We start from the raw sequence: 22,183 nt of genomic DNA, 5'->3' as shown, positions 1-22,183 counted from the left end.
TTCATACCGGCTCATTGTTATTATTGGTTTTGGCTTTGAATGGTTTTTTAGGTCTGCTTTATAAACGTAGCAAAAAGAGATCTTTAGCAAAGGTCCATCGATATATGGGTGTTTTGATTGTATAACTCTTTTTACTTCATTATCTACGTCCTTGGTATTTTATTTAACCTATGGTTAAAGTGTCAAAACTATATAGTTGAACTTTTATATGCAATAGTCTATAATTTTGAGAAACTTAGTTTTAACACTTTAATTAACCCAGACTGTTTAAAAAAGGTGGTGATGATATGAAATGGTTCCTAATAACTCTTGTAGTATTAACATTATCCCTAACCGGTTGTCAATCGGATGAGGCTACCATTGTTCCATTTGATGAGGCAGATGTGCCCATTGAAGATGAACAACCTATTGACACCGATGAACCTGATACGGGTATGGATGAACCTGCTATAGATATAGAAAACATTGAATTAACCCTAGAGGCTTTAGCTCCCTATAATGGTAAAGATGGTATGCCTGCATATGTCGCACATAACAACATCATTTATGATGTATCGGATATTCCCCAATGGGCTAATGGTACCCATAATGGTCAATACGCCGGAACAGACTTAACCGGCAAAATCGAAAAAGCACCTCATGGTGTTAAAAACCTTGATTTGGCAACAAAGGTCGGCGTAATCACTGAATAATAGATATTTGATTTAAACGTAAAACAATCCTATTAAACAAGAAAAGAAGCTTTGCTTCGTTATGAGCTTTGCTCATATTTCTGAACGGTTCGAAAGGAAAGGACCTTGACGCATTCAGCTATGTTTTAAAGCTGAATGCTAGAGTATGACTTTCCTAGAGAAGTACAAAGAGGCTACGCCTCGCTTTGCTAAGCAAATTGTTCCGGCAGGAAAGACTTCCTTGATCGTTAACACAGCATAGACATGTAAGTGACCAGCTTAGCTGGACACGCTTCTAGAGAATAAAAAGCAGATTCATTTGAATCTGCTTTTTACTTGCGCTGATATATGAACTATATTCCAACTCTGTCCAATTCTTTCAAGTTGTATTGTCGAATTAACTTCATCAGCTTAATCGGATATTGTGGATCCGTTGCATACCCTGCTCGCTTAATGGCCCATGCACCTAAGCTACTGTGATACATCACATCTCTAAAAGGTGCATATCGATCTGCATTGAACAACAAGCTTTTATGATCGTTCCAGCTTTCTTGTGCGTTATTGTATGCTCTAAAATTCGCATCTACTCTATAGGTTACGCCATTATAGACTTCCCATGTATTAGACGTGACAGATCCATTGGTTGCTGAACCTTTTATACCAAAAAGGTTATAAGAAAACTTACCACTGTATTTATCCCTTGGCACACTTTGTCCCCAACCGGTTTCTAATATGGCTTGTGCTGTTTGTAACGCCGCCGACATGCCTGTACTATTCCAAGATGTCTTTGCCATACCGGATGAAAATGCTAGAAACTTGTCTTTTTCTATTATGGCCTTTGGACCAAAGGTTTTATCCAAGTATATCCTAAAATCTATGGTCTCTGATATGATTTTAGTACCATTGTAGTAACCTTCCGCATTCAATGATACTTGCCCCCCATCGGATGCTGTTGGCTTAAATATCCATTCACTATCAGCCGGAATATCTTGTCCGACAATCTTGGTTGACCCTGTACTTTTATTAATCAGAATATAATTGACTTTATCCATTGTCACATTACTATTTACATTAAGCTTCGTTTCACCGGTTAATACTTGATTAGGACCGACACCTGAGAGTTGGAGTCTTGGACTACCATCTACTTTCACTTGAATATAAGCACTTTCTCGTGTTGTTCCGCCTGCATCAATCACTCTGACTTTTAGTGATTTATTTCCAGAAAAGCTTTGATCTGGAAACCATCTATAACCACCATAAGGTAGGGTTGCCAGTACCGTTTCCACACCCGTTTTTTCATCTTTGATTAAGTAGGTTGTTTCTCTTACATCAAAATTCCTTGATGCCAGCAAGGTGACTGGCTTATTGACCGTCATGCCTGCCGTGACGCCGGTCAAGCTAAGGCTTGCTTCCACCTGAACACTAAAAGTATAGGGTGCACTATGGTAGACCTTTCCCGTAGCATCATAGGCCATCACTTTAACACTATAACTCCCTTCTTGGGATTTAGTAGGTGTCCACGTATACGAACCGAAAGGATCTTGTTCAATGACCGTCATGACTTTACCCGTGCTTAGATTGGTAAGCTCATAAGTAAGATGTTCCGCCATAAAATTAACATTCGGCTTAAGTATCACTGTTTTCTGAATGATTTCGTCATGAGCAAGTCCTTCTAATACTATATTAGGCGTTACTGAAATAACCACCGGCACTGCATCTGCAGCGATTAGTTTATTGTTCTTATCATAGAGTGCAACAACCATGACCTTGTTTCCATTTTCTTCAAGAGAAGGCACATAGGTTAAGCTATTTGAATCGCCCAAGCTTCTACCGACAACAAAACCGGTAGCTGTTTGTCGGTCCACAAGAAGCAATCGCGTCTCTACAAGCGATGCCCTGTAACGGTCACCAAAGGTGAATGTGATTGCTGTTTTACCTTGAATCGTTTGTCCTGGGGAAAGGGATGATATGACCACCTCATGAAAGGGTGCTTTTACAGATGTTTTATTCGAGTCTACAAGAACTTCCCTTGTCTCATTCACCCACTCAATACCAATGCCAAAAGCGTTACTGATTAATCTCAGTGGTACATAGGTACGATCCCCAAGGATGAGGGGTGTCACATCACTCACTTGATAAGACGCGCCTTGATTATAGCCTACTAAAGCGCTCCCAATCTTTAGAAAAATACTTTGATTCCCTTTAATGACTTCAACTGTTCTATTATTGGGGTCCCAGTTGACGGTTGCGCCAATTTCCTCTGTAACAAACCGTATGGGTACCATGGTTCTACCATTTTGAATAATAGGTGTGGACAATTCTGTTATGTCTTTTCCATCTACAATCAAACGTATATCTTGGGCATGACCCTGGATGGTCAGCATGCTTGATGTGATAATATATACTGCAGATAGTATAAGGCTTAGTGTTATAATTCTAATCAACTTCATAAGAAACCTCCTTCGACCCATCGGTCATACTTATTATAGCAGATATGTTCACTTTCAATCTAGATATGCATGATTTTGTAACCCTATTGTCATAAGACGACTTAGATATGTGGATTGTTCGCTATTCAGATGGATTCTATTAGGTTTTGATTATAAATATATTTTTAATATTTATTTATACATTATTTATATGAACTTTCGACATGTTCTGATATACTCAAAGCATCATAAATGACGATAGGAGTACATGTATGGAATTTCATAAAATATTACAGATGAACATAGGTAATAAACACCTTGACATCCTTAAAAATACGGAATTTATTGAAAACATTCAAGAATTTGGGGTCATACAACAACTGTACCGTGCTGCGATTAAAGAGGTGCGCACCAAGTTGGAAATACTAGATGAAGAATTCCAGATCAAACACGACCATAGTCCTATTCATCATATTGAATACAGGCTCAAGTCACCACAGAGCATCATGGATAAGCTCATAAAAAAAGATCTAGAAACCAACACCCAAAGTATATGGAACAACTTGTCGGATGTAGCCGGTATTCGTGTTGTCTGCAACTACATCAACGACATCGAACGAATTGCTTCTTTTTTAATACAACAAGATGATGTCACCTTGATACGGCGCAATGATTATATTGAGAGCCCAAAGTCAAACGGATACAGAAGTCTCCATCTCATTGTAGCTGTACCTATATTTCTTTCCGACTCGACAAAACATGTCAAAGTTGAGGTACAGATTCGTACCATCGCTATGGATTTCTGGGCCAGTCTAGAGCATAAGTTGAAATACAAGACCCAAGATGATGTCTCTGAAGATCTTCGTGATCGTTTATTGGATTGCGCCAACTCTATTACACTCTTGGACTTAGAAATGCAATCTATTTATGAAGGTATCAAGTCTGAACAAGATCATTGACCTTTAAAAGACTTATAACTTATCTTTAAGAGCCTACTTATAAAGAGCATCCAAATGTTGAAAATATTTGGATGCTCTTTATAAGTAGGCATAACTCTATTCATTTTCTAAATTATAGCCTACCTCACACCTTTTGTTTCGGTTGTTTTGTTTTGTTGACATATATAGATAATCAAGTATAATTCAAGTTACAAAAGATTCGATATCCAAACAAGCACTTTAACTATTAACGAAGATCCATAGGAGTACATCATGGTAAAAAAAGTTACCTTAATGAGCTTAGCTATCCCCATATTCTTCGAGGTCATACTTTTTATGACCCTTGGTGTTGTTGACACCTTGATGTTAAGCCGTATATCTGACCAAGCAGCCGGAGCAGTGGGTATCGCTAATCAGTTAATTAACTTCACTAATATTATATTTACAATTATTAGCGTTGGTGCTGCCATATTAATTGCTCAGTTTATCGGCGCAAAAAAATGGATTGATTGTCATATGACCATTATAGTCGCTTATGTTGTACTAACCATCATAGGTGGGCTTTGTTCTATCGGTCTTTTCTTTTTCGGTCCGGACCTTTTAATTCTTATCGGTATCACACCGGGTCTTATGGGTTATGCCAGTGATTATATCCGTATCGTAGGTATCTTTATGTTTCTTCAGGCTTTCTTAAATATTTCTACAGTTACGATGCGTAGTTACGGCTACAGCAAACAAACACTTTATATAACTGCAACGATGAACATTATTAATATCGTCGGTGACTACGCCTTGCTTTTTGGCGCTTTGGGTTTGCCGGCTCTTGGTGCAGCCGGTGTTGCTATTGCTACTTCAATCAGTCGACTGATTGCGGTTGTTTTATCAACAATTTTTGTTTTTAAGCACATTGTACCACTCTCTGCCATAACCTATATTAAGAACTTCCCCAAATATATATTAAGGCTGTTGTTAAAGCTAGGTTTTCCTGCTGCTCTTGAAAACCTCTCTTATAATGTCAGCCAGATTGTAATTACAGGTATTGTATTGGTCTATCTAGGCGAAGAAATGTCCATCGTACGTACTTATGTTGGCAGCATCGTCACCTTTGCCTTAATCGTTACTATTGCTATTAGCCAAGCCAACCAAATCATTATCGGTCGCCTTATTGGTGAAGGACTTATAGATGAGGCTTATCATGTCTGTATTAAGAATTTTAGGATTGCTTTTTATGTTATGTGTGGCATCGGTGTTATCTTTTATTTTTTTGGTGGCCATCTCATGGGCATCTTTTCAGACAACCCTAGCATTATAAAATGGGGTATGATTATTCTTGCAATCGATGCTTTTTTAGAGCTTGGACGCATTTTTAACATCGTTTTCATCAGTGGTCTTCGTGGTGCCGGCGATGTCATTTTCTCTGTTACCATCGGTCTCATTTTTATGTGGGGCATTGCCGCTGCCGGTGCCTATGTTTTTGTCGTCATCTTTGATTGGGGACTTCCGGGGGTGTGGCTTGCCTTGTTATTAGATGAATGGGTACGTGGCATCTTGAATTTTTTAAGGTGGCACAATAAAAAATGGGTCACAAAAGCTTTGGTTTAATGCCTTCTAGCGAATGAAGTTCGTAGCAATGCGTTTCTCCCGCTCTGGCACTTCTATCCCCGCCGCTTTTCCGGCCTCTAAACACTTAAGCAACCATGCCATATTTTTCCCAAGGCTTCTCATAATCTGCATCCCTTCAAGGTCTTGCTTAACTTGATCTGGCGTGTTGCCATGAACCATATTCCAATATTGTGAGGGCACCATTGGCATATTACTAATGGCAAAATATTTATTCAACTGATCTAGGGCTGCTGTGGATCCGCCTCTTCTGCAACTGACGATTGCAGCTCCCGGCTTATAGGCATGATGCTTAGCCGCATAAAAAAATCGGTCAAGAAAAGAAGTTATAGCTCCGGAGGCCCCTGCATAATGAACTGGTGAGCCAAAAACATAGGCATCTGCGGATTCAGATTTCTCAATAATTCGATTGACGATATCATCATCAAATATACAGCGGTTATTGGCACATTTGCCGCAACCTGTACACCCTCGAATCGGTGATTGCCCCAAGTGGACCATCTCCACTTTGATGTTTGCGCCAATCAGTTCTTTTTCCACCTCTTTCAAGGCGGTATAAGTACATCCCACCTTATGAGGACTTCCATTAATCATCAACACTTTCATCGCTACCTCCTTGACCATCTTTTACTTAATTATTGGTTTACCAATATGATTATATCATATATTGAGCGTAGTCTTCTCCTGAAATCCCGCTCAAAAAAAGGCCTCTAAGCTTTTATCCACCCAGAGGTCTCGTTGATATATTTTTATTAACCTAATGATACCCCTTAATAAAAGCTTTTGTCCTATCACTCTTAGGGTTGCCAAATACTTCCTCCGGTGTACCTTCTTCAGCAATAACACCTTCATCCATAAAAACAACATGATTGGCTACTTCTTTTGCAAAATTCATCTCATGGGTTACAATCACCATGGTCATATGCTCTTTTGCCAATGATTTAATGACCTTAAGTACCTCACTGGTCAGCTCAGGATCTAAGGCAGACGTTGGCTCATCAAAAAAGAGGACCTTTGGATTCAGAGCTAAAGCCCTTGCTATTGATACCCTTTGTTGTTGACCACCAGAGAGCTGGAAAGGATATGCATTCTCTTTTTCAGCTAATCCCATTTTTTTAAGCAGTTTCCGACCTATATCGTATGCCTCTTCTTTACTTTTGTTCTGAGTATGAATCAAAGCGTCTGTCACATTTTTTATCACTGAAAAATGTGGAAACAGATTAAAATCTTGAAAAACAAGACCAAAATAACTACGGATCTTTTTCAGTTCTGCCCCTGTAACCTTGTGAGGTTTACCCTCCTGATCTGTCTCAAAGGCTGATTCTTCCAGATAAAGAATGTCACCTGCATCAATGGATTCTAGCATAGTCGCACACCTCAGTAAAGTTGACTTTCCTGAACCGGATGGACCAATAATTGCAACCACTTCTCCCTGCTGAACTTTTAGGGATATGTTCTTAATGACTTGAAGGTCACCGAAGCTTTTTTTTAGCTGTCTTATTTCAAGTAAACTCATATGATGACCTCCTATCTGTAATAACTTAATTTATTTTCAATTTTTTCCATTACCGTTGCAACCACAAAGTTAAAGACATAGTAGAAGACACCGGCTGCCACATAAGGCATCATATTTGCTTGAGCAGAAGCCACTGCTCTAGCCACAGTAAACATTTCTGTAACCGATATAACATAAGCTAAAGAAGTGTCTTTTACCAAAGTTATTACCTCATTGGTAATAGAGGGGATAATACGTCGTATGACTTGTGGCATGATAATTCTAAAGAAAGTCTGTATTTTGGAATAACCAAGAATCTTTGCTGCCTCATATTGACCGACAGGCATCGATTCTATACCACCTCTATAAATTTCGGCAAAATAGGCAGCATAATTTAGTGCAAAGCCAATGATGACAGCATAAAATCTATATCCTCTTGGCATTCTAATTCCAAATATATAAAAAGGACCAAAATAGACAACCATCAGTTGAAGTATCAAAGGCGTCCCACGCATAAAAGATATATATACCTTAACAAGATTTCTCAATATGGGATTTTTGGACATTCTACCGAGTGCCACTATCAACCCTAAAGGAAGTGAGAGCACCAATGTCAAAGCAAATATTTGTATCGAGACAATCATACCGTCACTTAGATTTGATAACAGGGTCAATAAATCCAAAACATCCTCCTAATCAGATCACTTTATCTCTAATATGGTTAAAGTGTCAAACTATATAGTTGTGCTTTTACATACAATACTTGGTTTTTCTATTTACCTATTGTTGTAACGTCTTCGCCAAACCACCTCATAGAAACAGTTTCAAGAGTTCCATCTGCCGCCATAGCTTCAAGGGTTTCTTGAACTTGATCTCTAAGGCTATCATTTCCAAGTAAGAATCCAACACCATATGATTCTGCTGCAAGGGCCTCTTCAAGCACAACAAATGCACTGCCTCTTTTTTCAATCTGGTATCTAGCAACAATTTCGTCCATAACAACAGCATCCACTGCACCGGATTCAAGATCCATTAATGCCATGTTATAATCCGGTGCCTTTAGATAATCACCAAAAGTTGCAACTAAGTCCTCGACTTCACCAAGTGCCGCTTCTGCACTTGAGTCTGCTTGTACCACAACAGCCTTATCCGCCAAATCTGCGAAAGTCTCTATACCAGACCCCTTCGTTACAACAAACACTTGATTATTAGCCATATATGCCTCTGTCCATGTGTATGCCTCTTCGCGACCATTAATCGTAAAACCATTCCATACACAATCAATATTTTTTGATTCTAACTCCATATCTTTTGAATCCCAAGCAATTGGTTGTAAGACAAGTTCTTTGCCTAGTCGTTCAGCAACAATCGCTGCAAGATCAAGGTCAAAGCCAGTAAACTCACCATCATCACCAACAAATCCCATAGGTGGAAAATCTTGGTCAAACCCGACAATCAACGTGTCTTTTGTTGTTGTCTCTTGTTCATAAATATCCTCAGTAGGTGTTGCCTTACCACATGCACCTAATGTTAATACCATTGCCAATATCATTAAAGTAAAAATCGTTTTTTTCATTATCATTTTCTCCTTTTATTTTTTCTGCCCCACTATGTTACCACACTAGCACAATGAAGTAAATATACCAAAAGGATAAAATTCCTAACCTTTAACAACTTAACGCATTAAATTTTTAACAATTAGCATAACTTATTTAATTGGATTAACCTCTTTCAATATCTTAATGTTATATGTGACCCTCTTCACTTTTAGTTGGTCCCATTAAAAGCTTATAGGCTTTTAGGCGAATACTAAGAAGTCTACATTTGGGATCTTGAATAATTTCATACAAATCTGGGTGTTTTTTAAGTAATAATGCTTTCCCCTCCTCAGCCTTTTCTTTATCCACTGCCTCATAACTAGCTTCAAATGTTACTGATATTATTTCATTTTTGGATGCCTTGCCTAAACTCTGTCTGTTATCCATCAATATACTTACACTTGGATTTAAGGCAATATTTCTATATTTCTTCGAATCATCTATAGCGACCATATACAATATTTTGTTGTCTTTATCTAGTGTAAATGTCATCAATGAACAATAAGGATTACCTCTGTATTCAGTACATAAAACACAAAGATTATTTTCATTCAAAATAGCTTCAATATTTTTATTCATGATATTCCTTCCTTTTCCTACTAATTGCTTCTTCTTTAAGGTATCTTCATCCATTTGTCTTTTTTTAATAGGCCACCATTAGAAAACTAAGCATACTGCCGAAAAAGAAAACAATGGAGAAGATAATCTCGTTAAAACTCAATTCAATTTCACGCATAGTTCTAAAAAATCCAATCCTCGGATATAGATGTTTATAGAATAGATAACCTAGTAACAAGCTAAATAAATATAGTGTACTTTTTAACATATAGCTTTTAAAGTCTATGATGATTTCCAGATTGAAAAGTATACTGGTAATGCGTTGTCCAAAAACGCCTGTTACGAAACAGACCGTTGCTAGGATACCTAATGCAATTTTTTGATTGAGACGGACTTGATATCTCTTCTTATGAGGGCCAAATAACATGGTTGCGTACTTAACAAAAGACACGATGGTCCCTAGATTAATAAATAACAACCCATACTCAAGATAGGTTTGATAGCCTATACCTTTTTCTATGAGGTATTTGGACACACTACCGTTAAATAAAGGTGCACCAGTAATACTGAGTATGGCCACACTCATTATAATAGCCACATAAGGCATTCGCATAAAAACACCTTTGATTTTTCTAATATCTCTGGTCTCATATTCTTCAATAATCATGCCTGCTGTTAGGAAGAGCGTCGCCTTAAAAACAGCATGATTCATGATATGGTAAATAGATCCATAATAACTATATACTGAATTCATAGAAAGACCAAATATAATCAAGCCAATTTGACTGACTGTATGGTATGCAAGTATAAGCTTGATATCCGTTTGAGACAAGGCAAAAACAAACCCAAAAACTGCTGTCATAAAGCCAATTAAGAGAAAAAGACTTGTTGTATCCAGTCCTGCTTTAAAGGTATCCTGAAAACGTATAAAAAGATAAACACCACCTTTAACATATAGTCCTGACAACACTGCTGAAACAATAGAAGGGGCTGATGGTGTACCATGTGCCCTTGGTAACCAACTAAAAAGAGGCATGATGGCGGATTTGAGTCCTATGGCTGTAATTAGAAAAACATAGGGTAAAATCAAGCTATCTTTATTTTCTATAAAAGGTACGCCCGCTTTTATCAAGGATAAATCCATGGTTCCAAATATTTTATAGATGTACCCAAGACCAAATAGAAAAAAGGCCATGGAAACCAGATTGGTTAACAGATAGACCATACCATCATATATTGACTGACTGTCTTTTTTGAACATAATTAGAATACTCACCACTACCGTAGCCACTTCCACAAGTGTATAAATATCAAAGAGGTCGTTGGATAAAAAGATGGCTATAATCAACCCTTGAAGTGTTAAGAATAGAAATAAAAACAGTTTATTCATATAGGTCTTGTGATGGTTAAATAACAGCATGATCGTGAACAGAAAAGTGGTTAATACCACAAAAAGGCTACTAATAGCATCGGCAACCAAATTAATACTGATAGCACCCGAATAATTACCTAGTGTTTCAGTAATCGTACCTTCCCCGATAACCTTAACAAAAAATATAATGGCCATAATAAACGTACTGACTTGAGAAACCCAAATCATACGATGGATTTTCTTATAATTGCTCAGATAGCCAATGAGCGCTGTAAGAATGGGAAGTACCACTAACCAAAATAAAGACACCTTTTCACCTACTCATTATTTTCAACATTCTTATGTTGTAATAAACTCTATACTCTATATATAACACATTTTCAGATAAAAAACCTTAGCAATTCGTCAGGTTTTTTATAAATACATTGTTGTTTTGTAGTTTTTATTTTATAGTTATTAGTATGGTTAAGGTGGCAAAAGGATATGGTTGAACTCCCATATATAATAAGTTTAAAGTTGGGGGATACTTAAAAGCAACTTACTGTTATAATGGTAATTGCTAACATCCTGTAGTAAGGCTCTATGCCTCTGACCCCTCGCAAGGAAAATTCTATGAACCCTTCTCGTCATGAACGCTATTCCATTTATTTCTTCACCTTTGCAACCAGTATGTTCTGGTTTTCACTTTATGCCTATGTCGCTGAACTTTCGACCTATGCCAGCACTTTAGGTGCCAGTTATAAAATGATTGGCTTTATAACCGGTTCTTATGGCTTAACACAGCTGTTGCTTAGGATTCCCCTTGGCATTTTTTCGGATATGTTGGGTAAGCGTAAGGTTTTTATTGTTATAGGTCTTTTTATTGCTTCCGTTAGCGCATTGATTTCATTTTTTTTCCCGACACAGCTGTCTCTCCTTGTCACAAGAGCGCTCGCCGGAGTTTCTGCTGCTACATGGGTCATTTTCACTGTCACTTATTCTAGTTATTATAAAAAAGATGAGGCTACAAAAGCAATCGGTCTAATGAACTCTTACAACGCTATAGGTCAATTGACCGCTATGGCCATGGGTGCAGTAGTGTCTTATACCTTAGGTACTAGATATCTTTTTCTTCTTGCTGCAATAGGTGGTGCCATCGGTCTTTTTTCCGCTCTCTTTATCTATGAAAAGCCTGTAGCTATAAGAAAGTCCAAATTTAGAGACTATTTAGAAGTCGCAAAAAATCGTCAACTTCAGGTTGTGTCTATACTCTCCATCCTTTCTCAGCTTATCACTTTTGCCACTGCCTTCGGATTCGTACCCATATTAGCTAAGAATCTAGGGGCACAAAATATACAGTTGAGCCTACTAACAGCACTTGCCATCATTCCTGCCATTTTCATATCCAGGCTAGCCGGTTCCTATTTCCCTTCTCGGTTTGGCCGTAGAAGAACCATTAGTGTTGGGTTCATAATAAGTGCCTTTCTTTGCATCTCGATGCCATGGATTGGTCATTTATGGCTTTTGTATGTGGCTCAGTTCTTTTCTGGTATTGGGCGAAGCTTGGTTTTCCCTCTTCTTATGGGTCTCGGTATAGAACATATCGATCAGAAAAAAAGAGCCACTGCCATGGGTATGTTCCAAGCCATTTATGGTATCGGCATGGTCTTTGGTCCTGTATTACTCGGTTTTATTGCTTTTACTTATGGACTCATAGCTGGCTTTGCTGTAACCGGTGCCATAGGACTCCTTGGTCTTTTCATAACCCTTATTTACTTAGAAAAAAAATAAAGAAGAAAAGAAGCTTCGCTTCGTTATGAGCTTAACGCATATTTCATTTGATGCTTGCCCATAAGAATGTTAGAATAAAAACACAACCTAGACAAAACCAAGAATGGAGATAAAAATGAGAAAAATTAAGCTTGGCGTCATCGGCGTATCAGGACATTTGCTGACCCGAATCATGTTACCGCTAACCGCTTCCGACACCGTAGAAATTATCGCACTTGCATCAAGAAATCATGAGAAGTCCAAAGAAGCTGCCGCCAGCTGGCAGATACCAAAGGCTTATGGTAGCTATGAGGCACTTTTAAGTGACTCTGAAATCGAAGCCGTTTATATCCCCCTTCCCAACCACTTGCATTTAGAATGGGTGAAAAAATCCATTCTTGCAGGCAAACATGTCATCTGTGAAAAACCCCTCACCATGAACGCCCTTCAAACAAAAGAAATCATGGATCTTGCTAAAGAACTACAAGTCAAAGTTATGGAGGCATTTATGTACCGTTTCCATCCCAAATGGCAAATGGTGCGAGAACTTATAAAAGTCAAGGGCATTGGTGATATTAAAGCAATCCATACCATCTTCACCTATAAAAATGATGATCCAAATAACATCCGTAACAATAAAGCATATGGTGGTGGTGCTCTAATGGATATTGGGTGCTATGCCATTTCAACAGCACGCTTCATTATGAACACTGAGCCAAGTAAAGTTCTTGGTATGTTACATTATTCCGATTTATTCGGTACGGATGTACTCACCTCAGGCATAATGGATTTTGGTAAAGCGAGAGCCCTTTTTACTGTAAGTACAGGTATGCATCCTGCGCAAGAAGTCAAAATCTATGGTACAGGCGGTAGTATTGAAATACTGGTTCCCTTTAATGATCACTACGATGTAAAAGGCCAAGTAAAGGTTATCAATAGCCTCGGAGAGCGTATCGTGACCTTTGATCCTACCAATCAATATGATGCACTTTTTTCCGCTTTTGCAAAATCTATAAGAGAAGATACCGCTGTACCCATCTCCCTAAATGATAGTTATATGAACATGCGCATCATCGACCAGTTATTTGAATCCGGTAAAACCGGCCAATGGGAAGCCATTTAATTCAAGACTTAATAGGCTTGTATTGCCTTGACAATCCACTTATAATAATGGTTAAGGCGTCAAAACTATATAGTTGAACTTTCACCTACCATATGTAGTTATGAATATATCAACGTAATCTACATATGGTAGGCGAATTTAGTGAAACTTAGTTTTGACCCTTTAACCAATAATAGTACTTATTGAAAAGAAGGTGATTCCATGGAACACAAGCGCGAAATTATAGACTTCATAAATAGCAAAACATCCCTTGAAATACTTCAAAAGATTGATGAAATCCATCCGGTTGACTTTTTAGAAGCGTTGACCGATTCTGATGAAGATCCCCTTAGCATTCTCGAGAAATTACCCGATGATTATATCGCTCAACTGGTCGATCACGCTGATGATGATAAAAAATATGGGTTACTAACTCTTTTCTCTGAAAATAGAAAACAGCATATCATTTCTGAAATGTCTTCTGACGAATTGGTTGACCTTCTAGGTAGCATTGGTAATGCTGAAAAAGATGCAATCATTTTGTCTCTTGACCAAGATGATGCCAATGAAGTCAATGAACTTCTCGCCTACGATCCCACTTCTGCCGGTGGTATCATGGCTAAGGAGTTCATCGCCATCCATGAAAATATGACCGTCAATGCCACGATAGAATTTCTCAGGGATATGGCACCGGCTTCTGAGACACCCTACTATGTTTATGTCCTTGATCAATCTCATGTGCTAAAAGGTGTTGTACGATTAAGAGATATTATCGTTTCTACACCAGAAACACCCATTAAAAATATTATGATTGAAAACATCATCACTATACCTGTGGATATGGACCAAGAAGAAGTCGCACTTATCTTTGAAAGATATGGGTTCATGGCCATGCCGGTTATTAATGATCTAGGCATCATGCTCGGTATCGTAACCGTTGATGACGTTATGGAAGTCATACGTGATGAATATACAGAAGACATGTTTCGACTTGCAGGTCTTGATGAAGAAGAAAAAATATCCGGTTCCATTAGTAAAGCTATTAAATCTAGGTTACCTTGGCTTTTGGTGAATTTAGTTACGGCTATCCTTGCTGCGGCCACTGTTAGCCTTTTTGAGGCCACCATTGTTAAAATCGTAGCACTAGCCACCTTCATGCCCATCGTCGCCGGTATGGGTGGTAATGCCGGCACACAGACCTTAACCATGATTATACGTGGTATAGCCCTTGGAGAACTGACCTTTGAAAATCAAAAAGAAATCTTAAGAAAAGAAGTTGCCATCGGTTTAATTAATGGGCTGTGCTTAGGCTTAGTTGTTGGATTACTTGGTTATTACTGGGTTGGTAACTTGATATTTGGGCTGGTCATCGGTCTTGCCATGTTCCTAAACCTCGTTGTTGCAACGATTTCCGGTTATTTCGTCCCTGTTCTATTGAAAAAATTCAAAATAGATCCGGCTCTAGCATCCGCTGTCTTTGTTACCACTGTAACCGATGTACTTGGATTCTTCTTCTTTTTAGGACTCGCCACACTCACCATCAACTATCTCGTCTAAAATAAGGTAAAGTTCATAGCCAACATCGGCCATGAAGTTCCTGGAAGCAGTGTGTGTGATGGAGTTAGTCAGCATGGATGCTGACCGTCGACTTTTGGTGCATGGATGCGCCAACGGTCGACCGTAATCATACAGACCGTGGAAGGGTTTTCATGGGACCCACTTAGAAAAAGCAGTTGATTCAAAAATTCGAATCTACTGCTTTTTTTAATGCTTGTATATAATAGCTTTTTTATGAACATCTATAGATGATGATTATCCACCAATAACTTCATCCCCAACTTTGTGCATTTTCAACATATTGGTCTTACCATCATAGCCAGTAGGAATACCTGCTGTCAGAATTATTAGATCACCCTTTTCGACCAACTTTGTTGCCACAGCTTGGTCTAAGACTTTCTCGAAAAATTCTTTTTGATCCCCTATGAATCTGCTCATCATTGGTTTGATGCCCCATGATAAATTCAACTGACGTTGTAAACCTTCCTCTAAAGTTATCGCAATAATTGGACACGCCGGTCTAAAGCTTGAAATCATTCTTACTGAATTGCCTGAACGGGTCGGCACAACAATCGCTTTTGCATCTATCTTTGAAGCAGCAATCACCGTTACCTCACTGATGGCATTAATCACATTCTGGTCAATAACTTTCCATGCGCCTTCATCTAATTTAACTTTATAGTCAATATCATTTTCCGTCTCTAAGATGACCGTTGTCATCATCTTTAATGTCTCTATTGGATACTTGCCTGCAGCTGTTTCCCCCGAAAGCATAACCACACTGGTTCCATCATAAATGGCATTGGCAACATCTGATACCTCGGCTCTGGTTGGAACCGGGTTATCCGTCATACTCTCTAGCATTTGGGTGGCTACGATAACCGGTTTTGAACTTGTATAACACTTCTTGATAAGTTTCTTTTGAATAATGGGTACGGATTTAACCGGCAACTCAATACCTAGGTCACCACGGGCAATCATAATACTATCTGACACTGCAATGATTTCATCAATATTTTTTATCGCTTCAGTGTTTTCAATCTTTGAAATAATCTTAATATCTTCTCTATTTTTTTGTTTGAAAATTTCTCTCACTGATTCAACGTCTTTTGCGTTGCTCACAAAAGAAAGGGCTATGAAATCAACGTCCTGATCAACAGCAAACTCGATGTCTGCTCGGTCTCTTTCTGTCATAAAGGGAAGACCTGTTATACATCCTGGTACATTAACACCTTTTCTACTAGATAAGACACCGCCTGCAATGATTTTACAGACAATATCGGTCCCTTCAACACGCACAACCTCTAGATTAATACGACCATCATCAATATAAATAGATTGGCCAATACTGACACTTTTATGGAGATCTTCAAAAGAAATGGTAACGGCTTTTTCATCGCCTTCAATCTCTTCCGAGATGAGTTTGATGATTTCTCCGTTAATTAAGTTCACCTTGCTTTTAAGTACGCCAATACGCATTTCCGGTCCTTTTGTATCTACAATTAAGGGAATCGGTTGATTCAGTTTTGCTCTTGCTGCCTTCATGGTTTTAATTCTATGACCATGAACTTCATGATTCTCATGAGAGAAGTTAAATCTAGCCGCATCCATACCATTTAAAATCATATCTTCATAAATACCTTCAGTTGCCGGTCCCATCGTACAAATAATTTTTGTTTTTCTCATCATATTCTCCTTGTGACTTTCTATAAACCTAATTAATAATCCCAACATTATAATCTATATTTTATATTGTTCATACAACAATTCAACTATAGGTTTAACCTCTTTACCTTTCTAATATTATATATCGCAATTAATATCATATACTCTATTACCATCTATAATATTTGCCGGTCAAATCATGTTCTTCATTTTTAGAACTCAACAAGGAACTATTATAATGATTTATGTGACTAATGACAATGCTTATTTTAATAAAAAAACATCTTTTCTATATCTGCTTACTATTTTATATTATATTGTAGTATTTTATTTATTTGTGTATTGATTTAAATACGAATAATTACTACGTGTTTGACAGTTTTTGTTTTACGCTGTATAATCTATTTATCGAAATAGTTCCAACCTTAATCCAATACAGGAGGTCTGCCATGAATACACTCATTTGTCCCATATCAAAAGAAACCGCCAATAAGATTGTGGTTCGTATTACCGGATTTTTGATTGCTACGTTGATCGTACTTTATACCTTAACAAGCAGTGTCTACATCATTCTTGCTATTGTTATTGATTTTATTATACGCGCTTTTACATCCTTAAAATATAGCCCACTTAGTTGGTTAGCCACACAAATTGTTAAGTTTTTTCATTTAAAGCCAATTACTATTGACAAAGCGCCTAAGATTTTCGCTTCCAGAGTTGGCTTTCTTTTCTCCCTAACCGCTTTGGTTTTATATCCCCTCAATCCACAAATTAGCCTTATCGTGCTATTGCTTCTTATGGCTTTTGCTCTTCTTGAAGCCCTTTTTGATTTTTGTGTCGGTTGTATTGTATATACATATATTGTACTGCCCCTAAACAAAGAATAGAAAAACACCTTCTTCAATATTGAAGAAGGTGTTTTTCTATTCTTTGACTTTCATTTTTATGTTTTCGAAGACTTTTGTTGTTTCACCCTGATCTTCTAGATTAAATATTACAGGTTGATCTAAAGTCAACATAAGTATATAAGGCGGTTTCTCTACGTCCACAAAAAGCTTAACCGATCCATAGGGCTTAGTTTTGAAGTGACCCTTAAGTTTCGAGCCTAATGCTGACCCATTGGTACGTGTTAATACCAGAGGCATTTCCTCAAGTAGCTCCACCGACTGAATCGATGTCCATGCATAAGTATCGCCGTACATGCCGTGAATCTTTATTCCCCTATCCCCTATGTTGATTTGTGTATCCCTTGAAGAAAATAACAGTAAAAAAACAATGGCAACAAGGGTAATCGTAACAATCACTAAGGGCAGGATAAGTTTTTTACCTGCACTTTCGACAAGTCTACCTTCTTTGTCAAATATATTACCATCATACTTTTGAGCTTTGATAAGTATAACTATAGTTGATATAACTAAGAAGACATAGGCTAAAGTGACACTTATGTCAACTTTGAAAAGTTGCAATATACCAATGAAAATGAATATCCCACCATTTATATAACAATAAAATCCTAATAAACGTGCAAGCCCTTTTGTATCAACCTTAGCCTTTTTTTCTTTAGACATGGTATTATAGCCCGATATTAGAAAATACCATTTAAACAAATGAACCGCCATACCAACAATAATCAGTGATCCTCCAATCAAAAAATTAGTCCACATGATAAATCTCCTTAATATCACTCATGTAATATCTTAGTTTTGAATAACAGCTTCAATCTGTCTGTAATACGTTTCATAGCTATTATTGATAACCATAGCATCTTTAGGTACCTGAAACAAAATCAAACATGCATTTAAGAGGTCCACTGATGAAGCCATCGCATTGATCATAATCAAAGAAATCAAAATGCCATTTAGTACATTCAGCATGCCCAAAATTAACGGTAGTAATATAGATAGCGTCACATATGGCGCAAGGCAAATCATAATAAATCTTCTTTTAGTCAATGACTGCGATGTAAACACAAACCCACCCCATATCTTGATACCGAAAAAAGTATTATCATCACTTAAAAAATTAGGTATCCAGAAGGCGTGTAGCATTTCATGTATGTAAATCATTATAATCATCAATAAGATGTAATCCCATCTAAAGTTAATGGTTATATTGTTATTTGTAGACACACGTTCAAAAATATTCACAACCGTTGAGTCAAAGTATGCAATGATAAGAAAGGATACTAAGCCACAACCAACCATGAATGGTATGGAAGCCAACAAAGCCGCAAATAAATTAGCAGGCTCTTTAATCCTAGTCCAACCCTGTTTTATTAATGTCTCACTTAATTCTTGATCAACTGATGGTATATTTTTTGCATATTTCATATCAATTGTTACCTCAAAACTTTTTTACCATTATATCATTGGTTAAGGTCATAACACCCCTACAAGTCTTATGATTTATCTTGTTGGAACAATCTCCAACCAATAGCCATCCGGATCTGATATAAAATAGATACCCATCTTCTTATTTTCATAGCAAATGCAACCCATTTTTTCATGTAGCTCATGTGCTGCCTCATAATCATCGACTCTAAACGCCAAATGGAATTCATTGTCGCCTAGATTATAAGGTTTTTCCCAGTCTTTTAACCATGTAAGTTCTAGTTGAAAGTCTGAAGCGTCATTTCCCACAAAAACAATAATATAGGCCCCATCTTCAGCCACTTTTCTTCTTATTTCAGCAAGTCCTAATGCTTCCTTATAAAATGCTAAAGATTTTTCAAGATTTAATACGTTATAATTTTCATGTACCATTCTAAATTTCATACTACTTTTCCTCCAACTATCTAGATTTTTATATTCCATTTTTGACCGCTTTGCTGAACTTCCATCACTTCTGTATTATTAAGATGGCTTGCTCTATCCTTTTTATATTGTTTAATAATTGAGGGCTGGTCCCAAAAATGCATCGGGAATAAGTATTTTACTTTTGCTGTATTTAATAGCGTTTCCACACCTAAATAATAATATTTTTCTTGTCTTGGATCAAGTGGTGCAAAAGCTATATCAATATGAAGGTCTTGCAAAGCTTTCATTTCCGTCTTAAACTTTAATGTCATATCTGTGTTATAGGCCTCAGTTTCACCAGGCCATACCCACAGATTAAGATCTCCCGCATAATAAATGGTTTTCTCTTGATACGTCAGCAAGAATGCAACACCTTCGTCCGTCGATACAAGTATCTTTATCATGATTTCACTATCATCACGGATAATTAAGCTATACATTTGAGATGGATAAACCCAGATAATTTTATCCCATAACTTCTGATTTACACCCATCTTCTGTTCCTTCAATTGTAGTGCTTCAATGTCTGAAGATAATACATACTCAACATCCTCATACATATTATACAAGTCAAATATCTTAGGATTAAAATGATCTTTGTGCTTGTGGCTCACAAAAACAATGATCTTTTTGTTTCTCTTCATAACCGGTATGTCTGCCTTATAATAATCAAACAGCCAGTAACAGTTTTCCCACTCTAAGAGAAAACCGCTATGATCAATATATGTGATTTCCATATGTGACACCTGCTTTCACAAATAATACCTAACTAAGATTGTCTAACATCTCTTCCGGATTTTTGGCTGCATTAACCTGATCAAATGCTTTTATAATCATGCCTTCTTCATCGATCAAATACGTGGTTCTTACGATACCCATGTACTTCTTACCATACATATTTTTTTCCTTCCAAACATCATAAGCCTCAACTACTTCTGTGTCTGTATCTGCTAATAACGTGAATGTCAAATTATATTTCTCAGCAAATTTCTTATGAGATTTAACGGTATCCTTACTAATACCGATGATTTCAGCACCTTTTTCCTTAAAATCAGGATACAGTTGTGTGAACCCACACGCTTGGCTAGTACACCCCGGCGTATCATCCTTTGGGTAGAAATACAAAATTACTTTTTTCCCTTTATAATCTCTAAGGGATACTTCTTGACCCTCTTGATTCAGTAATGTAAACTCTGGTGCCTTTATGCCTATTTCTAACATCTTTAACGCCTCCTTAATAATCTTTTTAGTGAAAATCTTTTCTCAAAAACGGTAATACACCATTTATTTATAATAGTATACCATATAATGTAATGTATATTCGAAAATACTTTATTATGGTTAAAGAATCAAAACTCTGTTTCACTATATTCATATAAATTTTATGTGAAAGCTCAAGGATATCGTTTAGAAGTCTTCATCGTGGAAAATAAAAAACAATCATCATCCATTGTTGAAAAGGACGATGATTGTCTATTTGTAAAGATTACTAATATAATAATCTCGACTTAAGCCTGTGGCTTTTTCATAATCTCTACTATACGAATAATACCATAGGCCAATAGGGCATAAACCACCATAGCTATAAGTGTTGCTGCTTCAAAATAAGCAGTTGTTTCAATGCCTTGTGCAACCCCCGATCTGAAAATACCGATAAAGGGTTGCAGAAACAGCTCAGATAAGCTATAAATTACTGATACAAATGAACTCTCTGGATTTGCACCCAGTAGCTTAAAGATAAAACGAAATGCCAAAAGCACTTCCAAAATTCCAAATATATATGTAATGACTTTTCGAAATTTAAGATTTTTTTCATGTGCGTGTTGAACTTGAGATGTATTCATTTTTTATTTCCTTTCCATAAGGTTAATCTTCAAAACTAAAACCTCGGTTATAGCACTTTGTTTCCTTTGATTACTCTCAAAAGAATGATGATAATTGCTATGACCAATAGAACATGAATAAAACCTCCAATGGTATATGAAGTAACCATTCCTAAAAGCCATAAAACTACAAGTACGACTGCTATTATATTTAACATAATGACACCTTCCTAAACTTTATTTGCTTAATCTTCAACATCTCCGCTTCGCTAGCTATAGTTGATAGTGATCTTCCTCTAATTATCCATTTTTATGTCTTCTTTAAGAAAATCTTGTTATTACTATCGTGATTAAATTTTCTTACCTAGTATACATTATACACCTCATTGTTTAATTAGTCAAAATATTATTATAATAATTATCCTATTTATTATATACTATATATGTAGCAATTAGAACTATTCTTTCCAGATCTATCTCTTTCTCAATTGTTTGCAAAGCTTAATTCATGTATATTAATAGGCAGGTAACCCCTCAATGTCAAAAACTGACTAAAGTGATTTCACTTTAGTCAGTTTTTATAGGGCATAACTCCTATTTTTTTTCTTCATTATTCAAATGATCCATAGAATATCTTTTCCTTATACCTTCTTTAGGCAAAGACGCCGCGTATTTGATTGCATCTTCCGCCTTAAGACTTTCAAAGTATTCAATGATAACCGAAAGCCTTTCATACTCATCAATCGATAGGAGTACTGCATCTGGTTGGTTGTTCTTTAATATAAACAATTTACCGTAATCATCTGCTTTT

At 37.0% G+C, this 22,183-nt stretch carries 23 protein-coding genes; 7 read left to right on the top strand and 16 right to left on the bottom strand.

All coding sequences use genetic code 11. The features are described from left to right. Positions 1–287: 287 nt before the first annotated feature. Positions 288–692 carry a hypothetical protein gene (locus tag AC6F8J_RS02580; RefSeq protein WP_500720738.1) on the top strand — a complete coding sequence of 135 codons (405 nt, stop codon included), beginning with the start codon at positions 288–290 and terminating at the stop codon, positions 690–692. A 332-nt stretch (positions 693–1,024) separates the two neighbouring features. On the opposite strand, the gene AC6F8J_RS02575 is transcribed toward AC6F8J_RS02580, so the two are convergent. Further along, positions 1,025–3,121: a stalk domain-containing protein gene (locus AC6F8J_RS02575; RefSeq protein WP_500720736.1), complete on the bottom strand. Its 2,097-nt coding sequence runs from the start codon at positions 3,119–3,121 to the stop codon at positions 1,025–1,027. Positions 3,122–3,372: 251 nt separating this feature from the next. Between AC6F8J_RS02575 and AC6F8J_RS02570 the strand changes: the two genes are divergently transcribed. Further along, positions 3,373–4,059 carry a RelA/SpoT-related domain-containing protein gene (locus AC6F8J_RS02570; RefSeq protein WP_500720734.1) on the top strand — a complete coding sequence of 229 codons (687 nt, stop codon included), beginning with the start codon at positions 3,373–3,375 and terminating at the stop codon, positions 4,057–4,059. Between the two features lie 252 nt (positions 4,060–4,311). Then, positions 4,312–5,640: an MATE family efflux transporter gene (locus tag AC6F8J_RS02565; RefSeq protein WP_500720732.1), complete on the top strand. Its 1,329-nt coding sequence runs from the start codon at positions 4,312–4,314 to the stop codon at positions 5,638–5,640. Positions 5,641–5,646: 6 nt separating this feature from the next. On the opposite strand, the gene AC6F8J_RS02560 is transcribed toward AC6F8J_RS02565, so the two are convergent. From AC6F8J_RS02560 to AC6F8J_RS02535, 6 genes are all read right to left on the bottom strand, one after another. Further along, on the bottom strand, positions 5,647–6,264 hold the full coding sequence (locus tag AC6F8J_RS02560) for an NAD(P)H-dependent oxidoreductase (RefSeq protein ID WP_500720730.1): 618 nt from the start codon (positions 6,262–6,264) through the stop codon (positions 5,647–5,649). A 151-nt stretch (positions 6,265–6,415) separates the two neighbouring features. Further along, complete coding sequence (locus tag AC6F8J_RS02555; RefSeq protein WP_500720728.1) at positions 6,416–7,174, bottom strand: ATP-binding cassette domain-containing protein; 759 nt, start codon at positions 7,172–7,174, stop codon at positions 6,416–6,418. Between the two features lie 11 nt (positions 7,175–7,185). Further along, positions 7,186–7,836, bottom strand: a complete 651-nt coding sequence (locus tag AC6F8J_RS02550; protein WP_500720726.1) for an ABC transporter permease subunit — start codon at positions 7,834–7,836, stop codon at positions 7,186–7,188. Positions 7,837–7,925: 89 nt separating this feature from the next. After that, a complete protein-coding gene (locus AC6F8J_RS02545) occupies positions 7,926–8,729 on the bottom strand; it encodes a transporter substrate-binding domain-containing protein (RefSeq protein WP_500720724.1) in 804 nt (267 codons plus the stop codon). 169 nt (positions 8,730–8,898) lie between these two features. Further along, positions 8,899–9,384: a pyridoxamine 5'-phosphate oxidase family protein gene (locus tag AC6F8J_RS02540; protein ID WP_500720722.1), complete on the bottom strand. Its 486-nt coding sequence runs from the start codon at positions 9,382–9,384 to the stop codon at positions 8,899–8,901. A gap of 10 nt (positions 9,385–9,394) precedes the next feature. Continuing rightward, positions 9,395–10,990, bottom strand: a complete 1,596-nt coding sequence (locus tag AC6F8J_RS02535; protein ID WP_500720720.1) for a proton-conducting transporter transmembrane domain-containing protein — start codon at positions 10,988–10,990, stop codon at positions 9,395–9,397. A 303-nt stretch (positions 10,991–11,293) separates the two neighbouring features. Here AC6F8J_RS02535 and AC6F8J_RS02530 point away from each other — a divergent pair, with 303 nt between their 5' ends. The 3 genes from AC6F8J_RS02530 (at position 11,294) to mgtE (ending at position 15,089) form a co-directional block, all read left to right on the top strand. Further along, entirely contained in the window at positions 11,294–12,451 is a 1,158-nt protein-coding gene (locus AC6F8J_RS02530) for an MFS transporter (RefSeq protein WP_500720718.1), read from the top strand. Between the two features lie 115 nt (positions 12,452–12,566). Beyond that, on the top strand, positions 12,567–13,553 hold the full coding sequence (locus AC6F8J_RS02525; RefSeq protein WP_500720716.1) for a Gfo/Idh/MocA family oxidoreductase: 987 nt from the start codon (positions 12,567–12,569) through the stop codon (positions 13,551–13,553). A gap of 201 nt (positions 13,554–13,754) precedes the next feature. Continuing rightward, on the top strand, positions 13,755–15,089 hold the full coding sequence (mgtE, locus tag AC6F8J_RS02520) for a magnesium transporter (RefSeq protein ID WP_500720714.1): 1,335 nt from the start codon (positions 13,755–13,757) through the stop codon (positions 15,087–15,089). A gap of 255 nt (positions 15,090–15,344) precedes the next feature. Here the strand turns inward: mgtE and pyk are convergent, their stop codons facing one another. Then, the gene (pyk, locus tag AC6F8J_RS02515) at positions 15,345–16,775 is read right to left on the bottom strand and encodes a pyruvate kinase (protein WP_500720712.1); all 1,431 of its coding nucleotides are present in this window, start codon (positions 16,773–16,775) and stop codon (positions 15,345–15,347) included. 428 nt (positions 16,776–17,203) lie between these two features. On the opposite strand from pyk, the gene AC6F8J_RS02510 reads away from it, so the two are divergent. Beyond that, positions 17,204–17,641, top strand: coding sequence for a DUF4395 family protein (locus AC6F8J_RS02510; protein WP_500720710.1), 438 nt, complete (start codon positions 17,204–17,206; stop codon positions 17,639–17,641). A 36-nt stretch (positions 17,642–17,677) separates the two neighbouring features. Here AC6F8J_RS02510 and AC6F8J_RS02505 read toward each other — a convergent pair whose 3' ends face one another. The 8 genes from AC6F8J_RS02505 to AC6F8J_RS02470 form a co-directional block, all read right to left on the bottom strand. Continuing rightward, a complete protein-coding gene (locus AC6F8J_RS02505) occupies positions 17,678–18,418 on the bottom strand; it encodes a DUF3784 domain-containing protein (protein ID WP_500720708.1) in 741 nt (246 codons plus the stop codon). A gap of 33 nt (positions 18,419–18,451) precedes the next feature. After that, complete coding sequence (locus AC6F8J_RS02500) at positions 18,452–19,084, bottom strand: metalloprotease family protein (RefSeq protein WP_500720706.1); 633 nt, start codon at positions 19,082–19,084, stop codon at positions 18,452–18,454. A gap of 75 nt (positions 19,085–19,159) precedes the next feature. Next, positions 19,160–19,528, bottom strand: coding sequence for a VOC family protein (locus AC6F8J_RS02495; protein ID WP_500720702.1), 369 nt, complete (start codon positions 19,526–19,528; stop codon positions 19,160–19,162). Positions 19,529–19,548: 20 nt separating this feature from the next. Beyond that, the gene (locus AC6F8J_RS02490; protein ID WP_500720699.1) at positions 19,549–20,286 is read right to left on the bottom strand and encodes an MBL fold metallo-hydrolase; all 738 of its coding nucleotides are present in this window, start codon (positions 20,284–20,286) and stop codon (positions 19,549–19,551) included. A gap of 28 nt (positions 20,287–20,314) precedes the next feature. Next, positions 20,315–20,770 (bottom strand): thioredoxin-dependent thiol peroxidase, encoded by a 456-nt coding sequence (gene bcp / locus AC6F8J_RS02485; protein ID WP_500720697.1) that lies wholly within the window; start codon positions 20,768–20,770, stop codon positions 20,315–20,317. 287 nt (positions 20,771–21,057) lie between these two features. Then, complete coding sequence (locus tag AC6F8J_RS02480) at positions 21,058–21,393, bottom strand: hypothetical protein (protein WP_500720695.1); 336 nt, start codon at positions 21,391–21,393, stop codon at positions 21,058–21,060. Positions 21,394–21,440: 47 nt separating this feature from the next. Continuing rightward, positions 21,441–21,590 carry a lmo0937 family membrane protein gene (locus AC6F8J_RS02475; protein WP_500720693.1) on the bottom strand — a complete coding sequence of 50 codons (150 nt, stop codon included), beginning with the start codon at positions 21,588–21,590 and terminating at the stop codon, positions 21,441–21,443. Positions 21,591–21,966: 376 nt separating this feature from the next. Next, on the bottom strand, positions 21,967–22,183 hold a 217-nt coding region (locus tag AC6F8J_RS02470; protein WP_500720691.1), incomplete at its 5' end, for a type II toxin-antitoxin system Phd/YefM family antitoxin.

This window comes from Petrocella sp., from assembly GCF_059865615.1.
The sequence above is the reverse complement of the archived record's forward strand: the minus strand, read 5'-3'. Positions and strand labels throughout refer to the sequence as shown.